At 63.8% G+C, this 24460-nt stretch carries 23 protein-coding genes and 1 tRNA gene; 14 read left to right on the top strand and 10 right to left on the bottom strand.

The window, feature by feature from the left end; genetic code table 11:
* Positions 1–23 precede the first annotated feature (23 nt).
* Together BMX99_RS13395 and BMX99_RS13390 are read right to left on the bottom strand one after the other, a co-directional pair.
* Positions 24–773 carry an SDR family NAD(P)-dependent oxidoreductase gene (locus BMX99_RS13395; RefSeq protein ID WP_093452667.1) on the bottom strand — a complete coding sequence of 250 codons (750 nt, stop codon included), beginning with the start codon at positions 771–773 and terminating at the stop codon, positions 24–26.
* The gene (locus BMX99_RS13390) at positions 770–3055 is read right to left on the bottom strand and encodes a bifunctional salicylyl-CoA 5-hydroxylase/oxidoreductase (RefSeq protein WP_093452664.1); all 2286 of its coding nucleotides are present in this window, start codon (positions 3053–3055) and stop codon (positions 770–772) included. Before BMX99_RS13390 ends, BMX99_RS13395 begins: the two co-directional genes overlap by 4 nt.
* A gap of 182 nt (positions 3056–3237) precedes the next feature.
* Here BMX99_RS13390 and BMX99_RS13385 point away from each other — a divergent pair, with 182 nt between their 5' ends.
* The 6 genes from BMX99_RS13385 to BMX99_RS13360 all read left to right on the top strand — a co-directional run bounded on the left by BMX99_RS13385 (position 3238) and on the right by BMX99_RS13360 (position 6772).
* The gene (locus tag BMX99_RS13385; protein WP_093452661.1) at positions 3238–3657 is read left to right on the top strand and encodes an acyl-CoA thioesterase; all 420 of its coding nucleotides are present in this window, start codon (positions 3238–3240) and stop codon (positions 3655–3657) included.
* On the top strand, positions 3654–4052 hold the full coding sequence (locus BMX99_RS13380; RefSeq protein WP_093452658.1) for a RidA family protein: 399 nt from the start codon (positions 3654–3656) through the stop codon (positions 4050–4052). Before BMX99_RS13385 ends, BMX99_RS13380 begins: the two co-directional genes overlap by 4 nt.
* A 77-nt stretch (positions 4053–4129) precedes the next feature.
* A complete protein-coding gene (locus BMX99_RS13375) occupies positions 4130–4366 on the top strand; it encodes an Lrp/AsnC ligand binding domain-containing protein (protein ID WP_093452655.1) in 237 nt (78 codons plus the stop codon).
* 40 nt (positions 4367–4406) lie between these two features.
* Positions 4407–5240, top strand: a complete 834-nt coding sequence (locus tag BMX99_RS13370) for a tryptophan 2,3-dioxygenase (protein WP_093452652.1) — start codon at positions 4407–4409, stop codon at positions 5238–5240.
* The gene (gene kynU, locus BMX99_RS13365) at positions 5237–6448 is read left to right on the top strand and encodes a kynureninase (RefSeq protein ID WP_170848721.1); all 1212 of its coding nucleotides are present in this window, start codon (positions 5237–5239) and stop codon (positions 6446–6448) included. The genes BMX99_RS13370 and kynU overlap by 4 nt, the downstream gene beginning before the upstream one ends.
* A 144-nt stretch (positions 6449–6592) precedes the next feature.
* Entirely contained in the window at positions 6593–6772 is a 180-nt protein-coding gene (locus tag BMX99_RS13360; RefSeq protein ID WP_093452649.1) for a DUF3008 family protein, read from the top strand.
* A gap of 237 nt (positions 6773–7009) precedes the next feature.
* Here BMX99_RS13360 and BMX99_RS13355 read toward each other — a convergent pair whose 3' ends face one another.
* Positions 7010–7483 carry a DUF2244 domain-containing protein gene (locus BMX99_RS13355; RefSeq protein WP_093452646.1) on the bottom strand — a complete coding sequence of 158 codons (474 nt, stop codon included), beginning with the start codon at positions 7481–7483 and terminating at the stop codon, positions 7010–7012.
* Positions 7484–7617: 134 nt separating this feature from the next.
* Entirely contained in the window at positions 7618–9291 is a 1674-nt protein-coding gene (gene ctaD, locus BMX99_RS13350; protein ID WP_093452643.1) for a cytochrome c oxidase subunit I, read from the bottom strand.
* A gap of 717 nt (positions 9292–10008) precedes the next feature.
* On the opposite strand from ctaD, the gene BMX99_RS13345 reads away from it, so the two are divergent.
* From BMX99_RS13345 to BMX99_RS13335, 3 genes are all read left to right on the top strand, one after another.
* Positions 10009–10083: transfer RNA gene (locus BMX99_RS13345), tRNA-Phe, on the top strand.
* Positions 10084–10673: 590 nt separating this feature from the next.
* Positions 10674–11171, top strand: a complete 498-nt coding sequence (locus BMX99_RS13340; RefSeq protein ID WP_244525637.1) for a lysozyme inhibitor LprI family protein — start codon at positions 10674–10676, stop codon at positions 11169–11171.
* A 36-nt stretch (positions 11172–11207) separates the two neighbouring features.
* Entirely contained in the window at positions 11208–11447 is a 240-nt protein-coding gene (locus tag BMX99_RS13335) for a hypothetical protein (RefSeq protein WP_139199536.1), read from the top strand.
* A gap of 597 nt (positions 11448–12044) precedes the next feature.
* On the opposite strand, the gene BMX99_RS13325 is transcribed toward BMX99_RS13335, so the two are convergent.
* The 4 genes from BMX99_RS13325 to BMX99_RS13310 are packed head-to-tail and all read right to left on the bottom strand — an operon-like array spanning position 12045 to position 16509.
* Entirely contained in the window at positions 12045–13382 is a 1338-nt protein-coding gene (locus BMX99_RS13325) for an NAD(P)/FAD-dependent oxidoreductase (protein WP_093452631.1), read from the bottom strand.
* Positions 13379–14875, bottom strand: a complete 1497-nt coding sequence (locus BMX99_RS13320; protein WP_093452628.1) for an aldehyde dehydrogenase — start codon at positions 14873–14875, stop codon at positions 13379–13381. The genes BMX99_RS13325 and BMX99_RS13320 overlap by 4 nt, the downstream gene beginning before the upstream one ends.
* A 4-nt stretch (positions 14876–14879) precedes the next feature.
* On the bottom strand, positions 14880–15797 hold the full coding sequence (locus BMX99_RS13315) for a dihydrodipicolinate synthase family protein (protein ID WP_093452625.1): 918 nt from the start codon (positions 15795–15797) through the stop codon (positions 14880–14882).
* Positions 15798–15804: 7 nt separating this feature from the next.
* The gene (locus BMX99_RS13310) at positions 15805–16509 is read right to left on the bottom strand and encodes a GntR family transcriptional regulator (RefSeq protein ID WP_093452622.1); all 705 of its coding nucleotides are present in this window, start codon (positions 16507–16509) and stop codon (positions 15805–15807) included.
* Positions 16510–16625: 116 nt separating this feature from the next.
* Between BMX99_RS13310 and BMX99_RS13305 the strand changes: the two genes are divergently transcribed.
* Entirely contained in the window at positions 16626–17591 is a 966-nt protein-coding gene (locus BMX99_RS13305; protein WP_093452619.1) for a GlxA family transcriptional regulator, read from the top strand.
* 99 nt (positions 17592–17690) lie between these two features.
* Here the strand turns inward: BMX99_RS13305 and BMX99_RS13300 are convergent, their stop codons facing one another.
* Positions 17691–18086 carry a (R)-mandelonitrile lyase gene (locus tag BMX99_RS13300; protein ID WP_093452616.1) on the bottom strand — a complete coding sequence of 132 codons (396 nt, stop codon included), beginning with the start codon at positions 18084–18086 and terminating at the stop codon, positions 17691–17693.
* A 143-nt stretch (positions 18087–18229) separates the two neighbouring features.
* Complete coding sequence (locus tag BMX99_RS13295; protein WP_093452613.1) at positions 18230–19153, bottom strand: LysR family transcriptional regulator; 924 nt, start codon at positions 19151–19153, stop codon at positions 18230–18232.
* A 233-nt stretch (positions 19154–19386) separates the two neighbouring features.
* On the opposite strand from BMX99_RS13295, the gene betC reads away from it, so the two are divergent.
* The 4 genes from betC to BMX99_RS13275 all read left to right on the top strand — a co-directional run bounded on the left by betC (position 19387) and on the right by BMX99_RS13275 (position 24302).
* Positions 19387–20907 (top strand): choline-sulfatase, encoded by a 1521-nt coding sequence (gene betC / locus BMX99_RS13290; RefSeq protein WP_093452611.1) that lies wholly within the window; start codon positions 19387–19389, stop codon positions 20905–20907.
* 241 nt (positions 20908–21148) lie between these two features.
* A complete protein-coding gene (locus tag BMX99_RS13285) occupies positions 21149–22120 on the top strand; it encodes an ABC transporter substrate-binding protein (protein WP_093452609.1) in 972 nt (323 codons plus the stop codon).
* A gap of 80 nt (positions 22121–22200) precedes the next feature.
* The gene (locus BMX99_RS13280; protein WP_093452606.1) at positions 22201–23235 is read left to right on the top strand and encodes an ABC transporter permease; all 1035 of its coding nucleotides are present in this window, start codon (positions 22201–22203) and stop codon (positions 23233–23235) included.
* A complete protein-coding gene (locus tag BMX99_RS13275) occupies positions 23232–24302 on the top strand; it encodes a quaternary amine ABC transporter ATP-binding protein (RefSeq protein ID WP_093452603.1) in 1071 nt (356 codons plus the stop codon). Before BMX99_RS13280 ends, BMX99_RS13275 begins: the two co-directional genes overlap by 4 nt.
* Positions 24303–24460: the final 158 nt, after the last annotated feature.

Here is a 24460-nt window from a genome sequence, read left to right as displayed (position 1 = left end):
GTCCCCCCGGGCGGCGTTTTTCGTCAGGTTTCCCCGCCCGAGATCGAAATCGCCTGACCGGTGATCCCCTCGGACCCCGGAGAGCAGAGCCAGAGCGCGGCGGACGAGACCTCGGAGGGTTGGATTAGCCGCTTCTGCGGTGACATGGCCGCAAGCGAGGCGCGGGCCTCGGCGTCGGTCTTGCCGGTCTTTTCCATGATATTGGCGACGGAGTGGTCGGTCATCTCGGTGTCGAGGAAACCGGGGCACAGGGCGTTGACCGTGATCCCGGTCTTGACCATCTCAAGCGCCGCGCTTTTCACCAGCCCGATTGTGCCATGTTTCGCCGCCGTATAGGCCGAAACGTAAGGATACCCCTTCAGCCCGGCGGTCGAGGCCACGGCGATCAGCCGCCCCCAGTCCTGGCCCTTCAGGCGGAGTGCGGCCTCTCGCAGGGTCAGGAAGGTGCCGGTCAGGTTGACGTCCAGCATCTGTTGCCAGCTGGCCAGCGTCGTGCGGGTCAGCGGGGCGCTTTCCGACGCGCCCGCATTGGCGATGACGATGTCGCAGGGGCCTGCCGTGTCGAACATGGCCGTGACCTGCGCCTCATCGGTGATGTCGGCGGTGACGGTGCGGATGTTCGGATGGCGCGCGGCGGTGGCTTGCAGGGGCGCGGGGCGGCGCCCGGCGATCCAGACCTCGGCCCCCTGATCGGCAAAGCGCAGCGCCAGGTCCGCGCCCAGCCCCGAGCCGCCGCCGGTAATCAGCGCGCGGCGGCCCGCAAGCAGGGTCATACCTTGATCCCCAGACCTTCGCCGCGTTCCGCAAGGCGGCGCATCTGGTCGCGGCCCGCCAGGTAGGGCAGGGGCCATTCCGTTGCCTCGTCGCCCAGGGCAGCGGCGGCATGCAGCGTCCAGTAGGGATCGGCCAGGTGCGGTCGCGCCAGACAGACGAGATCCGCGCGCCCGGCCATCAGGATCGAGTTCACGTGATCGGGTTCATAGATATTGCCGACCGCCATGGTGGGCAGGCCGCCTTCGTTGCGGATCCGGTCCGAGAAGGGGGTCTGGAACATCCGGCCATAGACGGGCCGCGCATCGGTGCTGGTCTGCCCGGCCGAGACGTCGACGATATCGACACCGGCGGCACGGAACATGGCGGCGATCTGCACGGCTTCTTCCGCGGTGACGCCGCCCTCGACCCAATCGCTGGCCGAGATGCGGACCGACATGGGCTTGGCTTCGGGCCAGACGGCGCGCATGGCGGCAAAGACTTCCAGCGGATAGCGCATGCGGTTTTCCAGCGACCCGCCATAGTCGTCATCGCGAGTGTTCGACACGGGCGAGATGAAGGACGACAGCAGATAGCCGTGGGCGGCATGCAGTTCGACCATGTCGAACCCGGCGCGGTCGGCCATTTCGGTGGCGGCGACGAACTGATCGCGGATCACGTCCATCTCGGCCCGGTCGATGGCGCGCGGCGCGGCGTGGCCCTGATCCCAGGGGATAGAAGAGGCCGAGACGGTCTGCCAGTTGCCGTCCTTCAGCGGCGCGTCCATGTCGTCCCAGCCCAGCTGGGTCGACCCCTTGCGCCCCGAATGGCCGATCTGCATGCAGAGCTTCGCGGTCGTTTCGGCATGGATAAAGCCAGTCAGGCGTTTCCAGGCCTCTTCATGTTCGGGCGCATACAGGCCGGGGCAGCCGGGGGTGATCCGGCCTTCGGGGCTGACACAGGTCATTTCGATATAGACCAGACCCGCACCGCCCTTGGCGCGTTCGGCGTAATGGGTGAAATGCCAGTCGGTCGGGCAGCCGTCGACGGCCTTGTACTGCGCCATGGGGGACACCACGACGCGGTTCTTCAGGGACATGTCGCGCAGACGGTAGGGGGCGAACATCGGCGCGCGGTGCACACCGTTCTCGCCGGCTTGCGCCTGGAACCATTCCTCGGCTGACCGCAGCCATTCGGGATCGCGCAGGCGCAGGTTCTCGTGGCTGATGCGCTGGCTGCGGGTCAGCAGGGAATAGGTGAACTGGACCGGATCCAGGTGCAGGTAACGTTCAACTTCCTCGAACCACTCGGTCGAGTTGCGGGCGGCCGATTGCAGGCGCAGCACGTCCAGGCGGCGATCTTCCTGGTAGGTCTTGAAGGCCTCTTCCAGGGTCGGCTTGCTGTGCACCAGTTCGGCCAGCGCGATGGCGGATTCGATGGCCAGTTTCGACCCGGACCCGATCGAGAAATGCGCCGTGGCCGAGGCATCGCCCAACAGCACGACATTCTCGTGATGCCATTTCTCGCACAGCACCCGGTTGAAGTTCAGCCAGGCCGAGCCGCGCAGGTGTTTCATGTTGGAAATCAGGTCGTTGCCGCCCAGGTGGTCAGCAAAGATGCGTTCGCATTCCGCCACGGTCTGGTCCTGGTCCATCTGGTCGAAGCCAAGGCCCGTCCACGTGTCTTCGGCGCATTCCACGATGAAGGTCGCGGTATTGTCGTCGAACTGGTAGGCATGGGCCCAGATCCAGCCGTGATCGGTCTTCTTGAAAATGAAGGTAAAGGCATCGTCGAACTTGGCATGGGTGCCCAGCCAAATGAACTTGCAGGCGCGGGTGTCGATCTCGGGTTTGAAATGCTCGGCATAGCGGGTGCGGGTCTTGGAGTTGATGCCGTCGGCGGCCACCACCAGATCGTATTCGGACTTGAGCCGGTCGATATCGTCGACCTCGGTTTCGAACCGCAGCTCGATCCCCAGCTCTCGGGCGCGGTTCTGCAGGTCGATCAGCATCTGCTTGCGGCCCAGGCCGCAGAACCCATGGCCGGACGAGGTGATCGCGACGTCCTCTTTCACCACCTTGATGTCGTCCCAATAGGCGAAATGCTTGGCGATGGTCGCGGCGCTTGCGGGGTCGTTGGTCCGCATGTTGTCCAGGGTTTCATCCGACAGGACGACGCCCCAGCCAAAGGTGTCATCGGGCTTGTTGCGTTCCAGCACAAGGATTTCGGCCTGCGGATCCCGCAGCTTGAGACTGATGGCGAAATACAGGCCCGCGGGCCCACCTCCGAGACAGACAACCTTCATGATCTTCCCTCCTGCTGAGCGGTTCTTGGGCAGAGCCTTCCATCCCTTCCGAGAAATTTCAAGTATAAAACTTTAGGCTTGAAATTTCTCTGTGGCTGGCCGAATGTGACCCCAGTCGCAGGGCAGTTTCTGCCCGGTTTTCAATCGCCCGCCCCCTCGGGGCCCCGGAGGCAGGAGCCGCCATGGCCATCTTTGCGCATCAGAATGCGGTGATGTTCCAGCACTGCGACCCGGCGGGGATCGTCTTCTACCCGCGCTATTTCGAGATGATAAATGCGGTGGTCGAAACCTTTTTCGACGCCGTGGTCGGCTGGTCCTTCAACCAGATGCACGTGGTCGAACGCATGGGCGTTCCCATGGGGCGCATCCAGTCCGATTTCCATGCGCCGACACGTCTGGGTGACGTGATGGAGTGGTCCTTTGCCTTTGCCCGCGTCGGCGGGGCCAGCGCCGATTTCACCCTTCAGGGGCGGTGCGGCGGGCAGGATCGGCTGACGGTGCGGGGCACTTTGGTCCTGGTCCACCTGGACCAGATGAAAGCACAGCGCTGGCCGCAGGCCGTGCGCGAGATATTGGTGAACTATTCGGAGGAAACGGTGTGAGCACACTGACGATCCATCCAGAGGGCTGGAAACCGGCCAAGGGATATGCAAACGGCATGGTGGCCGAGGGGCGCGTGCTGTTCGTCGGCGGCCAGATCGGCTGGACCGCTGATCAGGTCTTTGAGGCGAAGGATTTCATCGGCCAGATGAAACAGGCGCTGCAGAATATCGCCGACGTGGTCCATGCGGCCGGCGGCAAAGTCGAGGATATCACCCGCCTGACCTGGTATGTGACCGACAAGAAGGAATATGTCGCGCATCAGGGCGAAGTGGGTCGCGCCTACCGCGAGGTGATGGGATATCACTTTCCGGCCATGACCATGGTTGTGGTCAGCGCGCTGGTGGAAGACGATGCCAAAGTCGAGATCGAGGCGACGGCGGTCCTGCCGTCCTGAGGCCATGGTCCGACACAGTGACCGAAGCAGAGACCGACGCCGACCCCTTGGGGATCGCGACAAGAAGGAAGCAAGCCATGCAATGTGTGTTCGTGCAGATTCAGTGCAAACCCGGCCAGGCCTACAAGGTCGCCGACGCCATCGCGCTGAAGGAAGTGCATTCGGAACTCTATTCGACCTCGGGGCAGTATGACCTTCTGCTGAAGATCTACGTGCCCAAGGATCAGGATATCGGCCATTACCTGAGCGATACGATCTTCTCGGTCGAGGGGATCGAGCGCACGCTGACCACAATGACATTCACCGCCTTCTGATCCCTGCGGGGACGTCTGGCGAACAAGGGGGGAGGGGCGCATGAGCGACGCCTATGATCCGGCGGGCGACGGGGCCCGCATGTCCTTTGCCAAGGACATGAGCTATGTCGATTACCTGTCCTTGGACCAGATCATCGGGGCACAGGCCCCCCGGTCTGACACCCATGACGAGATGCTGTTCATCATCCAGCACCAGACGTCCGAGTTGTGGATGCGTCTGGCGCTGTTCGAACTGGCCGCCGCGCGGCGGGCGGTCGCGGCCGGGGAACTGCGGCAAAGCTTCAAGATGCTGACGCGCGTGGCGCGGATTTTCGAACAGCTGAACAGCGCCTGGGATGTGCTGCGCACGATGACGCCCAGTGAATACGGGGCCTTCCGCGATGCGCTTGGCCGGTCGTCGGGCTTCCAGTCGCATCAGTACCGGCTGATCGAATTCGTGCTGGGCAACCGCAATCCCGCGATGGTCAAACCGCATGAACACCGGCCCGAACTGCTGGCGATGCTGCAGGATGAACTGGCGCAGAAGTCGCTGTATCACGTGGCGCTGGATCTGCTGGCGCAGGAGATGGGGGTCAGTTTCGATGCTTCCGTCTATCGCATGGATGCCCCGCACCAGGCCGATGACGCGGTGACCCAGGCCTGGACCCGCGTCTACCAGGATCCGCGCAAGTACTGGTCGCTGTATGAACTGGCCGAGAAGCTGGTGGACCTTGAGGATTACTTCCGCCGCTGGCGCTTCAACCACGTCACCACGGTCGAACGGATCATCGGGTTCAAGCGCGGCACCGGCGGCACCAGCGGCGTGACCTACCTGCGCCGCATGCTCGAGGTCGAGCTTTTCCCCGAACTCTGGAACCTGCGAGGAGCCCTATGAGCGATCCCGTTACCCAGCCCGTAACCCTGCCGGTGAAGGACCGGTTCCACCTGCCCGAAGGGGTGATCTATCTGGATGGCAATTCCCTGGGCCCGCTGCCGCGCGCCGTGGTGCCGCACCTGGACAAGGTCGTGCAGGAAGAATGGGGCCAGCACCTGATCAAGGGCTGGAACGTGGACGACTGGATGGGCCAGCCGGTGCGCGTCGGCAATCAGGTCGCCCGGCTGATCGGCGCGCCCGAAGGGTCGGTCGTGATGGGCGACACGCTGTCGCTGAAGGTCTACCAGGCGCTGTCCGCTGCGCTTTTGATGCGGCCTGACCGCCGGGTGGTGCTGTCGGACAACGGCAATTTCCCGTCGGATCTCTATATCGCGCAGGGGCTGATCCGGCACCTGGACCGCGGCCATGAACTGCGCGTCGTCGACCCCGAGGCGGTGCTGGACGCCATCACGGACGAGATCGCCGTGGTCATGATCACCCAGGTCGATTACCGCACCGGCCGGATGCACGACATGCAGGCGATCACCCGCAAGGCGCATGAAAAGGGCGCGGTGATGATCTGGGACCTGGCGCATTCCGCCGGGGCCGTGCCGGTCGACCTGGCCGGGTCGGGCTGCGAATTCGCCGTGGGCTGTACCTACAAGTACCTCAACGGCGGGCCCGGGGCGCCCGCCTTCATCTATATCCGTTCCGACCTTGTGGGGCAGGCGCAGCCGGCGCTGTCCGGCTGGATGGGGCATGATGCGCCCTTTGCCTTCGATCTGGACTATCGCCCGGCGGTGGATATCGAACGCATGCGGGTCGGCACCCCGCCGGTGATCCAGATGTCGGCGCTGGAAACCGCCATGCGCGCCTGGGACGGGATCGAGATGTCGGCGGTCCGCGACGCCTCGGTCGCGCTGAGCGAGACCTTCATCCAGGAGGTCGAGGCCCGCTGCCCCGCGCTGCGGCTGATCAGCCCGCGCAACGCGGACGAACGCGGCAGTCAGGTGTCCTTCGCCTTCGAGCAAGGCTATGCTGCGATGCAGGCACTGATCGCCCGGGGCGTCATCGGCGACTTCCGCGCGCCCGACGTCATGCGGTTTGGCTTCACGCCGCTTTATATCGACCGGGACGACGTGATCGCGGCGGTGGATATCCTGGCGGATGTGATCGACAACCGCTTGTGGGACCGGCCGGAATATCATGCCAAGGGTCGCGTGACCTGAGCCTTCCTTCGACTGTGGACAGTAAAGAACGCCCGGCCATCAGGTCGGGCGTTTTGCGGTGTGCCGTCCCGGGCGTGGAACCCTACGGGAGAGGGGGGCGTTTTCCCGGTGACCCCGCGAAGACGTTCGAACAGGAGAGCACCCATGAAAGCCCAGTCCAAGGCCCAGCAACGCGCCGCAGGTGCCGCCCTGTCTGCCAAGCGGGGCGACACCAAGGTGAAGGACCTGCAAGGCGCATCGAAAGAGATGTACGACGACATGAGCGAGGCCGAGCTGGAAAAGATGGCCTCGACCCCGCATGACGATCTGCCCGAGGAAGCCTGAGCCCGCAGGGCTATTGTTCGGAAACGGGACTGGATCGCGCCAGCCAACGGATATTCCGCTGGACAGCAGCGGTATCCCGCATTCGACGGACTGACGGACTGACGGACTGACGGACTGACGGACTGACGGACTGACGGACTGACGGACTGACGGACTGACGGACTGACGGACTGACGGACTGACGGACTGAGGACTAACCGGACAGGCACCGGTTCGCCCGGGGTGCCGAAGCAACCGCTACCGCAGCTCTCGCATCCGGCTGGCCAGTTCACCGTACAGTGCCTTGCGTTCGTCTTCGGAGAGGAAGGCCCCGATCTCGACCTCGCGGCCGTTGCCGTTCAGCGTGACGTAGTGCGGGACCGGGCCGCCGGTGTCGTGTTTGGTCACACGCACCCAGTGGCCGTTGCAGCGCCACTCCTGCACGGAACGGTCGGGGTTGGTGCGGGTCAGGGTGACCTCCGGATCCTCGATCGCCAGAACCTCAAGGATGTCGCCGTCGCGATAGCTGCGTTCCAACCCCCACCACAAAGCGCCCAGGGCGATCATGGCAAAGGGCAGTAGACCCCAAAGCACCATGGTCCCCAGCATGGCCGTCAGCGGCACCAGGATCAGCACGAAGAACAGGCCGATCACCCCGGCAAAGCCACGGCGGGGCAGGGACCTGTGGGGGCGAAGCTCCAGCCGGTCGGGGGTGGTCCAGCGATAGGTCATGGCCTGTCCTCTTTCCTGGGATCCGTCATGCAGTCCGCCAAGTGGTCCACCGTGCCATCCTTCATGGGGGGCGTCTGCAAAAGGAAAAGGCCGGGGTTTCCCCCGGCCTTTGATCTTGCCTTACCTGGCCGGGATCAGTGGGCGTGGCCCTTGTCCCAGTCCTCCTGCTTGGGGAGGATTTCGAAGGTATGCTCGGGCGGCGGAGAGGGCAGGGTCCACTCCAGCGTGTCGGCATATTCGTTCCAGTAGTTGTTTTCGGTGATCTTGGTGCCACGCAGCAGGGCGTAGATCATGATGCCGAAGAACAGCAGGAAAGAGGCGAAGGACAGGAAGGCACCCATGGACGACCAGTAGTTCCAGGTCGCGAAGGCCTCCGGGTAGTCGATGTAGCGGCGGGGCATGCCCTGACGGCCCAGGAAGTGCTGGGGGAAGAAGGTCAGGTTGGCACCGATGAACATCATCCAGAAGTGGATCTTGCCCAGGGTCTCGGGGTACTGACGACCGGTCATCTTGCCGAAGTAGAAGTAGATCCCGGCGAAGATGGCGAAGACGGCACCCAGGGACATCACGTAGTGGAAGTGTGCAACCACGTAGTAGGTGTCATGGTAGGCGCGGTCCACCGGTGCCTGGCTCAGCACCAGGCCGGTCACGCCGCCCACGGTGAAGAGGAACAGGAAGCCGAAGGCCCAGAGCATCGGGGTCTTGAACTCGATCGAGCCGCCCCACATCGTCGCGATCCAGCTGAACACCTTCACGCCGGTCGGAACCGCGATGACCATGGTGGCCATCATGAAGTAGCTTTGCTGGGTCAGGGACATGCCCACGGTGTACATGTGGTGCGCCCAGACGACGAAGCCCAGAACACCAATTGCGATGATCGCCAGAACCATCGGCAGGTAGCCGAAGATCGGCTTGCGCGCGAAGGTGGAGATCACGTGAGAGATAATGCCGAAGCCGGGCAGGATGATGATGTACACTTCCGGGTGGCCGAAGAACCACAGGATGTGCTGATACAGGATCGGGTCACCACCGCCCGACGGGTCGAAGAAGGTCGTCCCGAAGTTGCGGTCGGTCAGCAGCATGGTGATCGCGCCGGCCAGCACGGGCAGGGCCAGAAGGATCAGCCAGGCGGTGACGAAGATCGACCAGGCGAACAGCGGCACCTTGAACAGGGTCATGCCGGGGGCACGCATGTTCAGGAAGGTGGTGATGATGTTGATCGCACCCAGGATCGAGGACGCACCCGAAACGTGCACGGCAAAGATCGCCAGATCCATCGAGGATCCGCCTTCGGTCGTCGACAGCGGCGGGTACAGAACCCAGCCCACGCCGGACCCGGCCTGGCCGTTGCCACCCGGTGCCAGCAGCGATGCGACGCCCAGGGCCACACCGACGAAGTACATCCAGAAGGACAGGTTGTTCATCCGCGGGAAAGCCATGTCCGGCGCACCGATCTGCAGCGGCATGAAGTAGTTGCCGAAACCGCCGAAGAGCGCGGGAATCACCACGAAGAACATCATCAGGACGCCGTGATAGGTGATCATCACGTTCCACAGATGGCCGTTCGGCGTACAGGTCGCACCGCTGTCGGCGATGAACCGCGCGCCCTCGAGGCACATGTATTGCACGCCCGGATGCATCAGCTCCATGCGCATGTATACGGTGAAAAGAACGGAGATCAGGCCTGCCAGCGCCGAAACGACGAGGTAGAGGATCCCGATATCCTTGTGGTTGGTGGACATGAACCAGCGGGTGAAAAACCCACGGTTGTCTTCATGTCCATGGCCGTGAACGGCTGCGTCAGCCATGTCTCGCCTCCTGCTGATGTTACGGATCCCGCCCAGCCCATGGGCCGTGCGAGAATTATTCGGGTTCTAGAATGATCAGGGGTTGCGGGCAATGGCCGGTATTGACGCAGATCAAAGAAATTTGTCGCACCCCCTTGCGCCTTTGGTCGCGGATCCCGGTGGATTCTGCGCCTGCTGCCGCCGTGGGGCGCAAGGTGCAGCCCGGGCAGCGGGACCGGGCAGAGCCGAGTCGCTCTGTCGTGTCGACCTGTCATGGGGGATGACGAAGAAGGTGCCATGCCGGTGTAGCCGGGGCATGGAGTTCGGGGCTGGGTTCTCTGGTAGCAGTGGCGTGGCTGGCATTCGAACTTTTGACCTTTGGGTCGTGGGCTTCAGACGGCTGTTCGCCCGCGGCCCCTCATGCTTTAGATCATTCCGACGTACCTACGGGCCCTGATAGGTCAAGAATCCGGCTGTGGGGCACGCAATCCGGGCCGCTCCTGCGAAGCGCAGCAAGTGTGTCCGACTTTGCCCGCGTACTCTGACTGGCCAACCCGCTCCGCACCGCCACGTCCGCTTGCCAGTCCCCTGAGAACACGTGGCAATCCCTTGGCACCCCGCCATTTTTCCGCAGAATTTCGGCTTGCGGCGAAAAATGCGCAAAATCGGTCTGGACAAGCCCTCCGCCCCCGCATAGAACGCCGCAACCCGAAGACGGCATCGCCCGTCTTGACCCGTGCCCGGGTAGCTCAGGGGTAGAGCAGTGGATTGAAAATCCTCGTGTCGGTGGTTCGATTCCGCCCCCGGGCACCACTATTTCAAATAGCAATCAGTGGTTCGGCCCGGGATAGGGCCTTTGAGGGCCGGCTCCTTTGTTTTTCGTCCGCTCTCGTGTCAGGCGGGGTCGCGGGCTGAGTATGGTCGATCCGCGAAAACGACAAGATCCCAAAGTGACTGGAACGCACTTGACCCGGGGCTATGGCTGGCCGTCACATCCCGGCTGATCCTCGTGCCGACATGCTTGGGAAACGGACCCGCCATCATGCGGCATTCGGCATGCGTCGGCCGGAGGTCGATCGTTCAGATCACGCCAAAGAAAAACGTGGCCACATACCAGGCGGTAAGCGCGAATAGAGCGCAGGCTGTTGAGATCAGCAGAAACCGCGAGACCCTTGAAGGGGAAAGCGCACCCAGAAGGCAAACCAAAGCAACAATTGGCATGGCGAAGGGAAGGAGGATCGATAATATCATGTCAGACTTTCACTATAGTACTTGATCAATTTCCAAATTGCCGTGTCGCCGGGACCAACTTTGTTTGCCAGTTTTGGCGCAACCTATTGAGCCAATGAGCGGCCTTCGGTGTCAAAAATATCTTTAGATCAGAAGAAGATGAGGTGAACAAGATGCGTCCGACGATTGCTCTTCTTGCGTGGCTGGGCGGGGCTTCTTTTGCCGTCGCACAGGATTTCACAATCGACCCGCATTTGATCGATCGATGCCTGCCGGTCGTGGATAACCAGATGCAATGTGTCGGTCAGCAGGCATATGACTGCATTCACCGAAACGGGGGCGGGCCCAACATGGTGCTTGGGGCATGTTATGAAGCCGAAGCCGAGGTCTGGGACGACTGGCTCAATTCCACCTACAAAGGCCTGATTGCGACGGCGCGTGATCTTGAGGCCTCTGACAGCGGCTGGGATCCGGGATCACTTGTGGACACTCTTCGTGAGATGCAGATCGCGTGGATCGCGTATCGGGACGCGACCTGCGCCCAGGAAATGGCGCTTGCCAAACCCTTCGGGTCGCGGGTGTCGTCGGTTTCCGCCTTGTGCAGGCTAAGGGAGACGGCGCGGCAGTATTTTGAATTGCAGCGCGTCCGGAGAGACCTTGCCGCCAACTGACGGCCTGGCATCCTTTTGGAACGACCGGAGGTTCAGGTGAAGACGCTCTCAGGGATGATTGGTCCGATCCTTTTCGGTGTGGCGGTCATCTGCGCCTATTTCTTTCATGCCACGTACTACCGTTGGCGCGGTTGCTTTGATGCAACGGGGCGCTGTTTCGATCCGCAGGCCGGGGTGGTTTATCATCAACAGGCCGGGCTGGTTTGGGGGGTGCTGTTCTGTGTGGCGATCGTCGGCGCGATTGGAGGGTCCCGGCTGTTTCGGAACCGGACGTGAGCGCCACAAAGGCATCCTGAGAGGCCTGCGGGCTCAGCCGATGTGGCGAAGTTTCCGCAGCACAAGAACCAGCATGCTCAACAATACCGATATCCAGACGCCCAGGAGCAGTCGAACCAGCAAGCTGGGTTGCGGGAAAAGCGCGACAACGCAGATCAGGCACAGGGCGGTTCCTATGGTCAGGGCAAAGGCCCGTCCCACCCAATAGGATGCCGTAAGCGTTGCGGCCCCGGCGATGGCAAGAGCCAGGCCAAGGCTTTGGACGCCGATACCGTATCCCACCCCGCGCGACGGAGGCCCAAGGACATGCGTCACCGCGTCAATCGAAGCCGCGGCGAGGACAAAGAAGACGCCTGTCGCAATGGGTGCCGCAAGATAGCGTATCAGGTGTTTTCTTATCATAGGGTTCGTTTGGGTCTGATCTTCGGGTGGTACGGGGGGGGGACCCTTCCCCGAAAGTGGGGTTGGCTGGGCACGTGTCGAGGAAGGTAGATGTTCCCCGGTGCGATTGCCATCTTCGCGGACCGCATGTGCAAGGCTGTACCTGAAAGGCGGCCCTATTAAACCAACGGGCGCATTGCAGGCGGGCGGCAAAGATCACTCATCCCCGATGCGGTGTTCCTTCCAGCGGATCACCGCGTTGGCCCCGATGTCCCGGAACGGGCGGGGGGGCAGGCGGCGTGGGGCGGCTTCGGCGGTGAAGTGACGGGTGATGTCAGAGGTCACGCCGCAGGCCAGTTCAGCCGCGCCGATGCCGGTCAGCGTGCCGCGCGTCGTGCCAAGGCCGTTCTGAACGCAGGCCGAGAACAGGCCGTCATCCAGGCACTGCATCACCGACACGCCGTTCAGCGTCAGGCACAGGTGCCCGGCCCATTCGTATTCCGGGGCCATGCCGGCCAATTGCGGGAACCTCTGGTCGAATTTCGCGCGCTGGAGGGCGGTGGCGCGGGTCAGGTCGCGGGCGGTGCTTTGCATGCCGGACCGCAGGGTGGCGCAGGTGCGGGTGACGATCCGGTTACCGCCCTGGGCCCCGTGAATGCGCCGCACCGTCGTGCCCATGGGATCGGAAGGCGTGATGCCCCAGTCAGGCGCGCCGCCCAGGCGCGACAACGCCGCATCGTCCAGGTTCGGCGTCATTGAGGCATAGAGGAACACATGCATCAGCCGTCCCTTGGCAAAGCCGAAGCTTTCCAGGTGCCCGTTGGTGGCCAGGATCACGCGGGGGGCGGTGACGGATCCGCCGGGGGTGTCGACCCGCCAGTCGGATCCGATCCGGGTCAGGCCAAGGGCGGGAGATTTTTCGTGTAGCGCGATCTGCGACGACAGCCCCGTCGCCAGGCCCCGGATATAGCCGGCGGGCTGCAACAGCACGGTGCCCGGCGTATAGAGGCCCGAGTGATAGTGGCGGCTGCCCGTCAGCTCCTCCATCGCCTGCGCGTCGAGGTGTTCGTAGGTTTCGCCCAGGCTGTCCAGGTGCGCGGCGTAGGACAGGTTGTGGTCACGCGCCTCGGTGCTGACGGCGCCGTTCACCTTGCCCGCGCGGTCGAACCAGCCGGGGGGGATGTCATAGGCCTGGGACGCCTCGGCGGCAAAGGCGATGGCCTGGCGGTTCAGCGCGATCATCGCCCGGTCATTGCCGGACCCGGCGTAATCCGCGCTTGTCAGCTCGTGCGGCAGGTCGATCATGAAGCCGGAATTCCGCCCCGAAGCCCCTTCGGCAATGCGCCCGGCCTCAAGCAGGACAACCCGCGCGCCCGGCTGCAGCTGGGTCAGGCGACGGGCGGCCGACAGCCCCGCAAAGCCGCCGCCGATCACGACGAAATCGGCCGTGCGCTGATCGGAGAGGGCGGGGTACTCTGCCCCGGGGCCGAGGATGGCGGACCAGGCCGCCACCCCGCGATGCACCGGGAGCTGACGCGCCCGGTAGGTTGTCATGACACGGCCTCATCCTCGTCGTCGGCAAGGTCCAGCCAGATCGTCTTGAGCTGGGTGTATTGATCGTGGGCGTGCAGGGAATTGTCGCGCCCGCCAAAGCCCGACTGCTTCCAGCCGCCGAAGGGCGTCGCGATGTCGCCTTCGCCATAGCTGTTCACGGTGACGGTGCCCGCCCGCAGCATGCGCGCGCCGCGCAGGGCACGCTTGGCATTGGCGGTGAACAGCGAAGCGCAAAGCCCGTAGTCGGTGTCGTTGGCCATGGCGATCGCCTCGTCAAAGCTGTTGACGGTCAGCACGGACAGGACGGGGCCGAAGATCTCTTCCCGGGCAAGGGGATGATCATTGCCGGGAAGATCGACGACCGAGGGTTCGACAAAACCGTCCTTGGCACCCCCGCCCAGAAGCACCGTATCGGCCTTGTCCAGGTAGCCCGCGACCTTGGCAAAATGCGCGGCCGAGACAAGCGCGCCGACCCGGGTTTCGGGATCCAGCGGATCGCCCACCACCCATTCGCGGGCATGGGCGCGGATCCGCTCCAGCAAGGCGTCCTTGACCCCGGCGTGTACGATCAGCCGCGAGGTGGCGGAACAGTTTTCGCCCATGTTCCAGAAGGCCCCGTTGACCACATGCGCCGCGACCCGGTCCAGGTTTTCGGCGTCGTCCATGACCACGGCGGGGTTCTTGCCGCCCATCTCCAGCACGACCTCCTTGGCGTTGCTTTCGGCGGCATAGGTCAGGAACCGCTTGCCGGTGACGGTCGACCCGGTGAAGGACACCATGTCCACGTCCATGTGCCGGCCAAGCGGTTCGCCCACCTCGGGGCCGGACCCGGGCAGGACGTTCAGCACACCGGCGGGCAGCCCGGCCTCGGTCGCCAGTTCCGCCACCCGCAGCGCGGTCAGAGAGGTTTCCTCGGCCGGTTTGACCACGACGGAACAGCCGGCGGCCAGCGCCGGGCCGATCTTCCAGGCCAGCATCAGCAGGGGGAAGTTCCAGGGCAGGACCAGGCCAACGACGCCAATCGGTTCGCGCAGAACCATGGCGATGTGATCGTCCGAGGCCGGGGCAATCTGGTCATAGATCTTGTCGATCGCCTCGGCGTGCCACTTGATGCAGTGGATCGTTTCGGGGATGTCGACGGTTTCGCAATCATAGATCGTCTTGCCACTGTCGAGGCTTTCCATCACCGCCAGTTCGCGGGCGTTCCTGGTCAGCAGCTTCGCAAAGCGGATCAGAACGTCCTTGCGGTCCGACGGATGCAGACGCGACCAGCGCCCGTCCTCAAAGGCGTCGCGGGCCTTCTGCACGGCGAAATCCACGTCCTCGGCACCGCAGGCGGCGACCTGGGCCAGAACGGTGCCGGTGGCGGGATTCACAGTCTCGAAGGTCTTGCCCGATGCGGCGGGGCGATAGCCGCCATCGATATAGGCCGCGGTCGGGAAGGTCATGTCGCCTGCAAGGGCGGCGTATTCGTCTTTCGTCAGCAGTGCCATGGCCTTAGCCCTCCGCCTGGATGTCGGCGATGGTGCGTTTCAGCACCTTCACCACCTGTTCGAGTTCGCGTTTGTCGTCCTTGTTCAGTGCCTTGAGCGGCGCGCGCACGTGGCCGCAGTCGATGCCGGTCAGGGTCACCCCGTGCTTGATCGTCTGGATGAACTTGCCGCCCTGTTCGAGCACATGCATCAGCGGCAGCATCGCCGACATGATGCGCCGACCCTTGGCAAAGTCGTTCTGGACAACGCAGGCCTCGTAGAGGGCGACATGTTCTTCGGGCAGGAAGTTGGATCCGCCGCAGACCCAGAAGGGTGCGCCCCAGGCAAAGAATTCAAGCGCCTGGTCATCCATACCGCAGCCCAGCTGGATATGCGGGTAGTCGCGGGCCAGCAGGTGCACCCGGTTGATATCGCCCGAGCTTTCCTTGATGCCGCAGAAGTTGCGCGACCGGCCGACCCGGTCCAGGAAGTCTTCGCCCATCATGACGCCGGTGCGGCCGGGGTAGTTGTACAGCATGATCGGCAGATCCGCCGCCCGGTCGATGGCCAGGGCGTTCAGCGCGTTTTCCCGTTCCGTCGGAACCGCATAGGGCGGAGAGGCCAGCAGGATCGCGTCGCAGCCCATGTCGCGCGCGGCGGTGGCCAATGCAATGGAATCCGCCGTCAGCATCGCGCCCGTGCCCATGACAAGGGGCAGGCGACCGCGGATCTGCTGATGGGTGAAGCGCGCGATTTCGATCCGTTCCTCGACCGTCTGGGCATAGTTTTCGCCGGTCGACCCGCCGGTGATCAGCCCATGCACGCCCTTGTTGATCAGGTGTTCGATCACGTCGGCCAGCCCGTCCCATCTGACGGTGCCGTCAGGATGCATCGGGGTCACGACGGGCGTCCAGATGCCGTCAAACTTGAATACAGGGGTCATCTGCACCTCATGCGGTTCGGGGTTGGGGCATCTGCCCAAGGGGCTGATCCAGTGCCTCGGGCATCAGGAACAGGCTGATCTGGTCGCGCGACAGCGCCCAGTGGTCATCGGCCAGGCGGGCGGCGGTGGCGGCGTCCCCGGCTTCGATCGCGGCGATGATCTGGTCGTGCTGGTCGCTGGCCAGCCCCATGTCCATCGCGGTGTCACTGCCCTGGGGGCGGTAGAAGGTCATGCCGATCCGCGCGTGGTCGATCAGCAGGCGATGGAAGCTGGGCATCAGGTAGACGCTGCCGGCCATCTCGCCGGTGATTTCGTGAAAGCGGTAATTGGCCAGCGTGCGATCCTCGGCCGATCCGCTTTGCAGCGCGGCGCGGAAATCGTCCTGGGCGGCCTTAAGCGCCGTGATCTGGTCGGGCCGGGCATTGCCCGCCGCCAGGCGCAGCACGGCGCCGTAGATCATCGGCGCGGCCAGGAAGAAGTTGCGCAGCGTGACATGGCTGAGGTCCGAGACCTTGGGGCTGCGCTGTTCGCGGATCTGCACATAGCCCAGCCCGTCGAGATCGCGAAACACCTCGCGCACGGGGGTGCGGGACAGTCCGAAGCTGTCGCACAGCTGGGTTTCATCCAGGTCGCTGCCCGGGGCCAGCTGCAGCGTCAGGATCTGTCGCTTGAGCCAGTCGGCCAGGTCGGTCTTGCGGGTCTTGGGGGCCATGCGGGGCGCGCCTTTGATCGGGTCTGAAGGTCTCTGCGACTCGGCCTAGCAGAAAATACAACTTGTATGCAAACTGAATTCTGCGGAATATACCGGCATCAGAAACGGAGACTCGGATGACCGAACATGTCGTTTTCGCCCTGGTCGAGGACTTCTCGCACCTGGCCTTCGCCAACGCGGTAGAGCCGCTGCGCATCGCCAACATGGTCAGCGGCAAAGAGCTGTATCGCTGGTCCTTCCTGTCGCAGGACGGCCATGCGGCCAAGGCGTCAAGCGGGGCTGCAACGCTGGTGCATGGGGATTTTGCGGGCGGCGGCGGGGTACTGGATGCTGATCGGCTGTTCGTGGTGTCGGGCAATAACGTGCGTGACCATGTTTCGCGGTCACTGCTGGCGCTGCTGCGGCGTGAACGGCGGCGCGGCATGAAGATCGGGGCGATCTGTTCCGGTGCCTATGTCCTTGCTGCGGCAGGCATGCTGAACGGGCGGCGCGCGGCGGTTCACTGGACCTTGCACGACACTTTCGGTGAAGATTTCCCGCAGGTCGAGCTAAGCAAGAGCATCTTTGTCGCCGAGGACGGGTTTGCCACGGCTTCGGGCGGGGCGGCTGCGGCGGATCTGATGCTGCATTTCATCGAAGCCACCCACGGAGAGGACGTGGCGATCCGGGTGGCAGATCAGATGGTCTATACTGCAGTGCGGGACGAAAGCGCACGCCAGACCGTATCGGTGCAATCCACCTTTGGGCGGCGCAATGCCAAGCTGAACGCCGCGATCCGCGTCATGCGCGACACGCTTGAGACGCCGATTCAGACGCCTGATCTTGCCGCGCGTGTCGGCATCTCGACCCGGCAGCTTGAAAGGCTGTTCGGGTCACATCTGGGGACTTCGCCGCAAAGCTATTATCGCCGGTTGCGCATGGATCGCGCCCAGAGGCTTTTGCTGCAGACCGACATGTCGGTGATGCAGGTGGCAGTGTCCTGCGGCTACGGCAGCACCACCCATTTTGCGCGGCACTACAAGGGCGCTTTTGGCGTCAGCCCGTCCAAGCAACGCTTTCGGATGTGCGAGGCCCGGCATTGATTGCGGTTTCGGTCCAGGCATTGGTCCGGGCCCCTTAGGCAAACGCCAAAGGGGCGAAGGTCCGATTGAAGTCCCGGCAATGGGGCGGGGCAGGGCGGTCTAGCCCGCGTATTCCGCGTCTGACACTTTTTCCAGCCAGGTGACGGGACCTTCGCCCAGGGTCTCCTGTATCGCGATATGCGACATGGCGGTGTCCGGTGCGGCCCCGTGCCAGTGCTTTTCGCCGGCGGGAAAGATCACCACGTCGCCTGCGGTGACCTCCTCTACCGGGCCGCCATCCCGCTGCACGCGGCCCCGCCCGAAGGTGATGATGATCGTCTGCCCGGCGGGATGTGTGTGCCAGGCGGTGCGGGCGCCGGGCTCGAACGTCACATGGGCCCCCGAGGTACGGCCCGGGTCCGGCATCTGAAACAGCGGATCGATGCGCACGGTTCCGGTGAAATAAACCTGCGGGCCAGGGCCCGAGGGGGTGCTTCCGCTACGAATGATCTGCATGGGGCGGTTCTTTCTGAAAAGGGGCGCTGTGTCTGCGGGCGTTGTGTCTGTGGGGGGAGTGTCGAAGAAAGTCCTGCAAGGGTCAAAGGGATCCTGACGCGGATCGCGGGGGCATGATGATGTGGCGGGCCCCGGCCCAGGGGTTAGCCCATCTGGAAAGTGTCCCTCAGCCAGTCGTGCACCTGCGCCACCTTGGGATCCTCCATCCCCGACAGCGGGCGCAGCACGTAACCCCGGTCGCTTTCCAGGAACTGCGGCACGGCGCGGACCAGGCCCGCATCGGGGGCGTCGAGGTCCAGAAGCCCTTCCCAGCACAGCGCCACACCCAGGCCCGACCGGGCGGCGCGGATGACGTGATCGAAGGAATCGAAGGCGGTGTATTCGCCGCGCATGCCGCCCGCGACCCCCAGTTCGGACAGCCAGGATCGCCAAGTGTACCAGGGCGCGTCCTCTCCGGCGACAAGGTCGATGGCGGTCTGCACGGGCAGGTCCTGCGGCACGCGCAGTTCCGGGTGGTCGGCCTTGTAGCCGGGGCTGCAGACGGCCGAGACACGTTCGCGGAACAACAGCGTATCGCCGCCCTGGGGCGGCTCGGCGATCCTCTCCATCCGGATCATGAGGTGGGCGTTCGGACTGTGGCTGGCGTCGGGCATCTGCCGCGACATCAGCGACACGCCCACATCGGGAAAGGCGGCGTTCAGCGACGGGAATTCGGGCAGCAGGCGAAAGCTGGCAAAGGCGATGTCGGTCAGGATCACGACCTCTTCGCGGCGGGGCACACGGCAGAAGGTTTCAAAGGCGGTGCTGGCCTCGTGCAGGGGGCCCTGAAGTGCAGTGAACAGCGCGCGCCCGTCCGGCGTTAGCCGCACCCCGCGCCGTTCCCGCACCAGCAGCTGGCGGTCCAGGCTGTCCTCGAGCGCGCGGATGCGCTGACTGACCCGGGGCTGGGACAGCCCGGCCTCTTTCGCGGCAGAAGACAGCTGACCGGCCCGGGCGACCAGGACGAACAGGCTGAGATCGGCGCTGTAGCGGCCAAAGGTGGCATAAGGATTTCGAATATCAGGCATAACCAGTATCCAAATGATTTCTTATCGCACCTTGCTACCCTGTCTCCTGTGCCAGCGCCAAGGCGAATACCACCCACGGGTGCGCATAGGGGGCTGTCACAGGTGATGACCGTACCCCGTGCCCGATTTTTCCGGGCAACCGCAGGCAAATCATCCGGACAGGTGCCGGATCCGACATCCACGGCCAGGCCCGGCAGGGTCAGACGCAAAAGGCCGAATATTCCAGGGATCACATGACCAAGACCAAAAGCCCCAATATCCTGATCCTGATGGTCGATCAGCTGAACGGGACGCTGTTCCCCGATGGTCCGGCCGAATTCCTGCATGTGCCGAACATCCGGGCGCTGGCCGATCGGTCGGCCCGGTTTGCCAACAGCTACACGGCCTCGCCGCTGTGCGCGCCGGGGCGGGCCAGCTTCATGTCCGGGCAGCTGCCCTCGGTCACCGGGGTCTATGACAACGCGGCGGAATTCGCGTCGTCGATCCCGACCTATGCGCACCACCTGCGGCGCGCGGGCTATCACACCTGCCTCTCGGGCAAGATGCACTTCGTCGGCCCCGATCAGCTGCACGGGTTCGAGGAACGGCTGACCACGGATGTCTACCCGCCGGACTTTGGCTGGACCCCCGACTATCGCAAACCCGGTGAGCGGATCGACTGGTGGTATCACAACATGGGGTCCGTGACGGGCAGCGGCGTGGCCGAGATTACCAACCAGCTCGAATATGACGACGAGGTTGCCTATAACGCGACCCGCAAGATCTATGACCTGGGCCGTCGCCATGACGACCGCCCCTGGTGCCTGACCGTCAGCTTTACCCATCCGCACGATCCATACGTGGCGCGGCGCAAATACTGGGACCTGTACGAGGACTGCGACCACCTGCTGCCCGAGATCGGGGATCTGGGCTATGACCAGCAGGACAGCCACTCCAAGCGGATCTTCGACGCCAACGACTGGCGCAGTTTCGAGATCACCGAAGAGGACATCCGCCGGTCGCGCCGGGCCTATTTCGCCAATATTTCGTATCTTGACGACAAGATCGGCGAGATCCTCGAGGCGCTGCGCGGCACCCGGCAGGAGGAGGACACCGTGATCCTCTTCGTGTCGGACCACGGGGACATGCTGGGCGAACGCGGCCTCTGGTTCAAGATGAGCTTCTTTGAAGGCTCGTCCCGCGTTCCGCTGATGGTCTGTGCACCGCAGGTGCCCGCGGGCCGCGTCGACACGCCGGTCAGCAATATCGACGTCTGCCCGACACTGTGTGATCTGGCCGGGGTCGACATGTCCGAGGTCAGCCCCTGGACCGAAGGCCACAGCCTTGTGCCGGTGGCAAACGGGGCAGGGCGTCCGCCCGTGGCGATGGAATACGCGGCCGAGGCGTCCTATGCGCCGATGGTGGCGCTGCGCGAGGGGCGGTTCAAATACACCCGCTGCGCGCTGGACCCCGAGCAGCTGTTCGACCTGGACGCCGACCCGCACGAGATGACCAACCTGGCCGAGGACCCGGCCCATGCCGAAACGCTGAAGGCCCTGCGCGACAAGGCCGACGCCAGGTGGGATCTGGACCAGTTCGACGCCGACGTGCGCAAAAGCCAGGCGCGCCGCTGGGTCGTTTACGAGGCGCTGCGCAACGGGGCCTATTTCCCCTGGGATCACCAGCCTTTGCTGAAGGCATCCGAGCGCTACATGCGCAATCACATGGACCTGAACGTCGTGGAGGAAAATGCACGATACCCGCGCGGCGAATAGGGTCGCGCCCCCCGGATCGGGTGCCAAGGTGCACCTGACCCTGGGTCAAGATGTCGAAAAACGACACGAAACGCGTCGCTTATCGTCATTTCTGCCTTTCATCCGGCATGACGCGCCCCTTAGGATGGGGACCAGCCGATGAACGGACACCTTTCCCCGGTCCGCGCTGCGGGCAGGGGACACCAACGGCGGGGCAACCCGCGACAGAAAAAGAACGCTGATACTCAGGGAGTTAACTGCAATGCGTAAGATCCTTCTCTCCACCGCCCTTCTGGGTGCCTTTGCCGCCCCGGCCTTTGCTGAAAGCCACGGGTCCTGCGGTGAAGTTTCGATCACCGAAATGAACTGGGCCTCCTCGGCCGTTGTGACCGCCGTGGGCGAATTCCTGATGGAACAGGGCTATGGCTGCGACGTGACGCGCGTGCCGTCCTCGACCAACCCGGCGCTGACCTCGGTTGCGGAAACCAACGAGCCCGACATCCTGACCGAACTTTGGGTCAACGCGGCGCCCGTCTATGACCGCCTGGCCGCCGAAGGCAAGGTGAAGCCGCTGACCGACGTCCTGTCCGACGGCGGTGTCGAAGGCTGGTGGCTGCCCACCTACCTGGTCGAGGAACACCCCGAGCTGGCGACGCTGGAAGGCGTCCTGGCCAACCCCGACCTGGTCGGCGGCCGGTTCCACCAGTGCCCGGACGGCTGGGCCTGTAAAACGGTGAACGCCAACAACCTGCGCGCCGCAGGCGTCGAAGAGGCCGGCATCGAGATCTTCCAGCACGGTTCGGGCGAGACGATGGCGACCTCGATCGCGGCCGCCTTCGAAGACAAGGCCCCCTGGTTCGGCTACTACTGGGCCCCGACTTCGGTCCTGGGTCAGTTCCCGATGACCAAGGTCGACGTCGGTCCCTTTGACGCCGAGGCACACAAGTGCAACGGCCTGGAAGAATGCGCCGATCCCAAGCTGTCGGACTTCCCGGCCGCGAAGGTTCTGACCGTGGTCACCGACAGCTTTGCCTCGGAGAACCCGGAAGTGACCGACATGCTGTCCAAGATGCAGTTCACCAACGAACAGATGAACGGCGTGCTGGCCTGGCAGGAAGAAAACAATGCTTCGGCAGACGAAGCTGCGGTCTACTTCCTGACCACCAACAAGGACATCTGGGCCGACTGGCTGAACGATGCGGCCAAGGAAAAGCTGGCGGCACTGCTGAAGTAATTCGGCAAGGGGCGGGCGTCACATGATGCCCGCCCTTTTCAGATGCGCGCGACAGATAGCAACGGGACGGGACAGGGAAGATGGCACATTACGACGGTGTGTTTAACACACTGGGATTGAGGGATTGGTGCGACGCCGGCAAGGAAGACGGGCCCATGACCATGGCGCAGCTTCTGGCCCAGGCCAAGGGTGCCGACCCGAACGAGACGACCGGGCCGCTGCCCTTTCCGTCGCTGGACAGCCTGCATGACGCCTGTTCGCGCATTCCCCAGACCCGCGAGATGACTGCGGGCCTGGAACGGTTCTTCCTGGACATCAAGAACAGCCTGAAGGTCGTGCTGGATCCGATCACGCAGCCGCTGTCATGGATGCTGGACGGGGCGCTGTGGCTGTTCACCACGATCCCGTGGTGGGTGCTGATCCCGATGCTGATCGCGCTGACCTGGTATGTCTCGCGCTCGCGCGCGGTGACGATCTTCGTGGCGCTGGCCTTTGTTTTCCTCGGCGCGATCGACCACCTGGAGGTGGCGATCCAGACGCTGGCCATCATCTTTGTCTGTACGGGGCTATGCGTGATATTCGGGGTGCCGATCGGCATTGCGATGTCGAAGAACGACACCTTGCAGAAGGGCACGATACCGGTGCTTGACCTGCTGCAGACACTGCCGACATTCGTTTACCTGATCCCGCTGATCTTCCTGTTTTCGGTCACGGAATCGAAACTGTACGGGATCGCGATCATCCTTTACGCCATCGTGCCGGTGATCCGCCTGACGGACCTGGGCATCCGGCTGGTCGACAAGGATGTGATCGAGGCCGCCGATGCCTTCGGCATGACCTCTCGTCAGAAGCTGTTCAAGGTCGAGATCCCGCTGGCGCTGCCCAACATCATGGCCGGTGTGAACCAGACCATCATGATGTCGCTTGCCATGGTCGTGATCGCCTCGCTTGTCTCGGCCCCCGGCCTGGGCGTGCTGGTGCTGCGCGGCATCCGCAACCTTGAAATCGGCGTCGGACTGATCGCGGGCCTGGGCATCGTGCTGCTTGCCGTCATGCTTGACCGGGCCTCCAAGGCCGCGCTGAACCGCGTCGACGTGTCAAGGAGCACCCGATGACCGAGACCACATCGAAACCCGAACCGCAGATCAAGATCCGCGGCCTGTACAAGATCTTCGGCGCGGACCCCGAAAGAGTCCTGCCCGAGGTGCAGAAGGGCATGTCCAAATCCGAGGTGCTGGAAACCACCCAGCATGTGGTCGGCCTGCGGGCCATCGACATCGACATGTATCCCGGCAAGACGACGGTGATCATGGGGCTGTCGGGGTCGGGGAAATCTACCCTGATCCGCCATCTCAACCGTCTGATCGAACCGACGACCGGGGAAATCCTGGTCGACGGGCAGGACGTGATGAAGATGAACCCGGCCGAGCTGCGGGAACTGCGCCGCACCCGGATGTCGATGGTGTTTCAGAAGTTCGCGCTTCTGCCGCACCGCTCGGTCCTGGACAACGCCGCGATGCCGCTTGAGGTGCGCGAGGTCCCGGAAGAAGAGCGCCACGCCGAGGCGCAGAAATGGCTGGCCCGTGTGGGGCTCGATGGCTACGGCGCGTCCTATCCGCACCAGCTTTCGGGCGGGATGCAGCAGCGGGTCGGCATTGCCCGGGCGCTGACCTCGAATTCGGACATCATGCTGATGGACGAAGCCTTCTCGGCGCTGGATCCGCTGATCCGCACCGACATGCAGAACCTGCTTCTGGAACTGCAGGAGGAACTGCACAAGACCATCGTCTTCATCACCCACGATCTGGACGAGGCGCTGAAGCTGGCGGACCATCTGGTGATCCTGAAGGATGGCGAAATCGTCCAGCAGGGCGAACCGCAGCGCATCCTGATGCACCCCGAGGATCCCTACATCGTGGACTTCATTTCCGACATCAACCGCGCCCGCGTTCTGCGTGCCCGCACGGTGATGACCGAAGGGATCACGCCGGATGCGGTGGTGCATGGCGACGTCGACGTGAACGACACGCTGGAAAGCGTCATCGCCCGGGCCGAGGGCCGCACCGATCAGGCCTTCCGCGTGGTGCGCGACGGCCAGCCCGTGGGTCATCTGTCGATGACCGACGTGGTTCTGGCGCTGGTGCCCACGGATGCGTCCGAGCAGCGGCAGGCAACGGTCTGACCCTTCATCGGGCCGCAGGTGAAAAGGGAAACCCCGGTGCCGATACGGCATCGGGGTTTTTTATGTCCGGGGTGCGGTCCTGTCTTCGCCCGGCTTGCACGCCGGTGCGCCGAAGTTCGAGGGCTTTACCGCGATCCAGCATATCGCGGCGGAATAGG

Source organism: Pseudooceanicola nitratireducens (assembly GCF_900109195.1).
GTDB classification, from domain to species: Bacteria; Pseudomonadota; Alphaproteobacteria; order Rhodobacterales; family Rhodobacteraceae; genus Pseudooceanicola; species Pseudooceanicola nitratireducens.
This window is presented reverse-complemented; position numbering and strand designations above follow the sequence as displayed.

Bases quoted from the DNA above. Each gene is read 5' to 3' on its own strand.
- BMX99_RS13310 (WP_093452622.1), bottom strand. From the start codon at position 16,509: ATGGCCCCCAAGACCCGCAAGACCGACCTGGCCGACTGGCTCAAGCGA.
- BMX99_RS13300 (WP_093452616.1), bottom strand. From the start codon at position 18,086: ATGCAGATCATTCGTAGCGGAAGCACCCCCTCGGGCCCTGGCCCGCAG.
- BMX99_RS13355 (WP_093452646.1), bottom strand. From the start codon at position 7,483: ATGACCTATCGCTGGACCACCCCCGACCGGCTGGAGCTTCGCCCCCAC.
- kynU (WP_170848721.1), top strand. From the start codon at position 5,237: ATGAGCGATCCCGTTACCCAGCCCGTAACCCTGCCGGTGAAGGACCGG.
- BMX99_RS13385 (WP_093452661.1), top strand. From the start codon at position 3,238: ATGGCCATCTTTGCGCATCAGAATGCGGTGATGTTCCAGCACTGCGAC.
- BMX99_RS13315 (WP_093452625.1), bottom strand. From the start codon at position 15,797: ATGACCCCTGTATTCAAGTTTGACGGCATCTGGACGCCCGTCGTGACC.
- BMX99_RS13375 (WP_093452655.1), top strand. From the start codon at position 4,130: ATGCAATGTGTGTTCGTGCAGATTCAGTGCAAACCCGGCCAGGCCTAC.
- BMX99_RS13325 (WP_093452631.1), bottom strand. From the start codon at position 13,382: ATGACAACCTACCGGGCGCGTCAGCTCCCGGTGCATCGCGGGGTGGCG.
- BMX99_RS13340 (WP_244525637.1), top strand. From the start codon at position 10,674: ATGCGTCCGACGATTGCTCTTCTTGCGTGGCTGGGCGGGGCTTCTTTT.
- BMX99_RS13360 (WP_093452649.1), top strand. From the start codon at position 6,593: ATGAAAGCCCAGTCCAAGGCCCAGCAACGCGCCGCAGGTGCCGCCCTG.
- ctaD (WP_093452643.1), bottom strand. From the start codon at position 9,291: ATGGCTGACGCAGCCGTTCACGGCCATGGACATGAAGACAACCGTGGG.
- BMX99_RS13370 (WP_093452652.1), top strand. From the start codon at position 4,407: ATGAGCGACGCCTATGATCCGGCGGGCGACGGGGCCCGCATGTCCTTT.
- BMX99_RS13390 (WP_093452664.1), bottom strand. From the start codon at position 3,055: ATGAAGGTTGTCTGTCTCGGAGGTGGGCCCGCGGGCCTGTATTTCGCC.
- BMX99_RS13285 (WP_093452609.1), top strand. From the start codon at position 21,149: ATGCGTAAGATCCTTCTCTCCACCGCCCTTCTGGGTGCCTTTGCCGCC.
- betC (WP_093452611.1), top strand. From the start codon at position 19,387: ATGACCAAGACCAAAAGCCCCAATATCCTGATCCTGATGGTCGATCAG.
- BMX99_RS13305 (WP_093452619.1), top strand. From the start codon at position 16,626: ATGACCGAACATGTCGTTTTCGCCCTGGTCGAGGACTTCTCGCACCTG.
- BMX99_RS13275 (WP_093452603.1), top strand. From the start codon at position 23,232: ATGACCGAGACCACATCGAAACCCGAACCGCAGATCAAGATCCGCGGC.
- BMX99_RS13395 (WP_093452667.1), bottom strand. From the start codon at position 773: ATGACCCTGCTTGCGGGCCGCCGCGCGCTGATTACCGGCGGCGGCTCG.
- BMX99_RS13320 (WP_093452628.1), bottom strand. From the start codon at position 14,875: ATGGCACTGCTGACGAAAGACGAATACGCCGCCCTTGCAGGCGACATG.
- BMX99_RS13295 (WP_093452613.1), bottom strand. From the start codon at position 19,153: ATGCCTGATATTCGAAATCCTTATGCCACCTTTGGCCGCTACAGCGCC.
- BMX99_RS13280 (WP_093452606.1), top strand. From the start codon at position 22,201: ATGGCACATTACGACGGTGTGTTTAACACACTGGGATTGAGGGATTGG.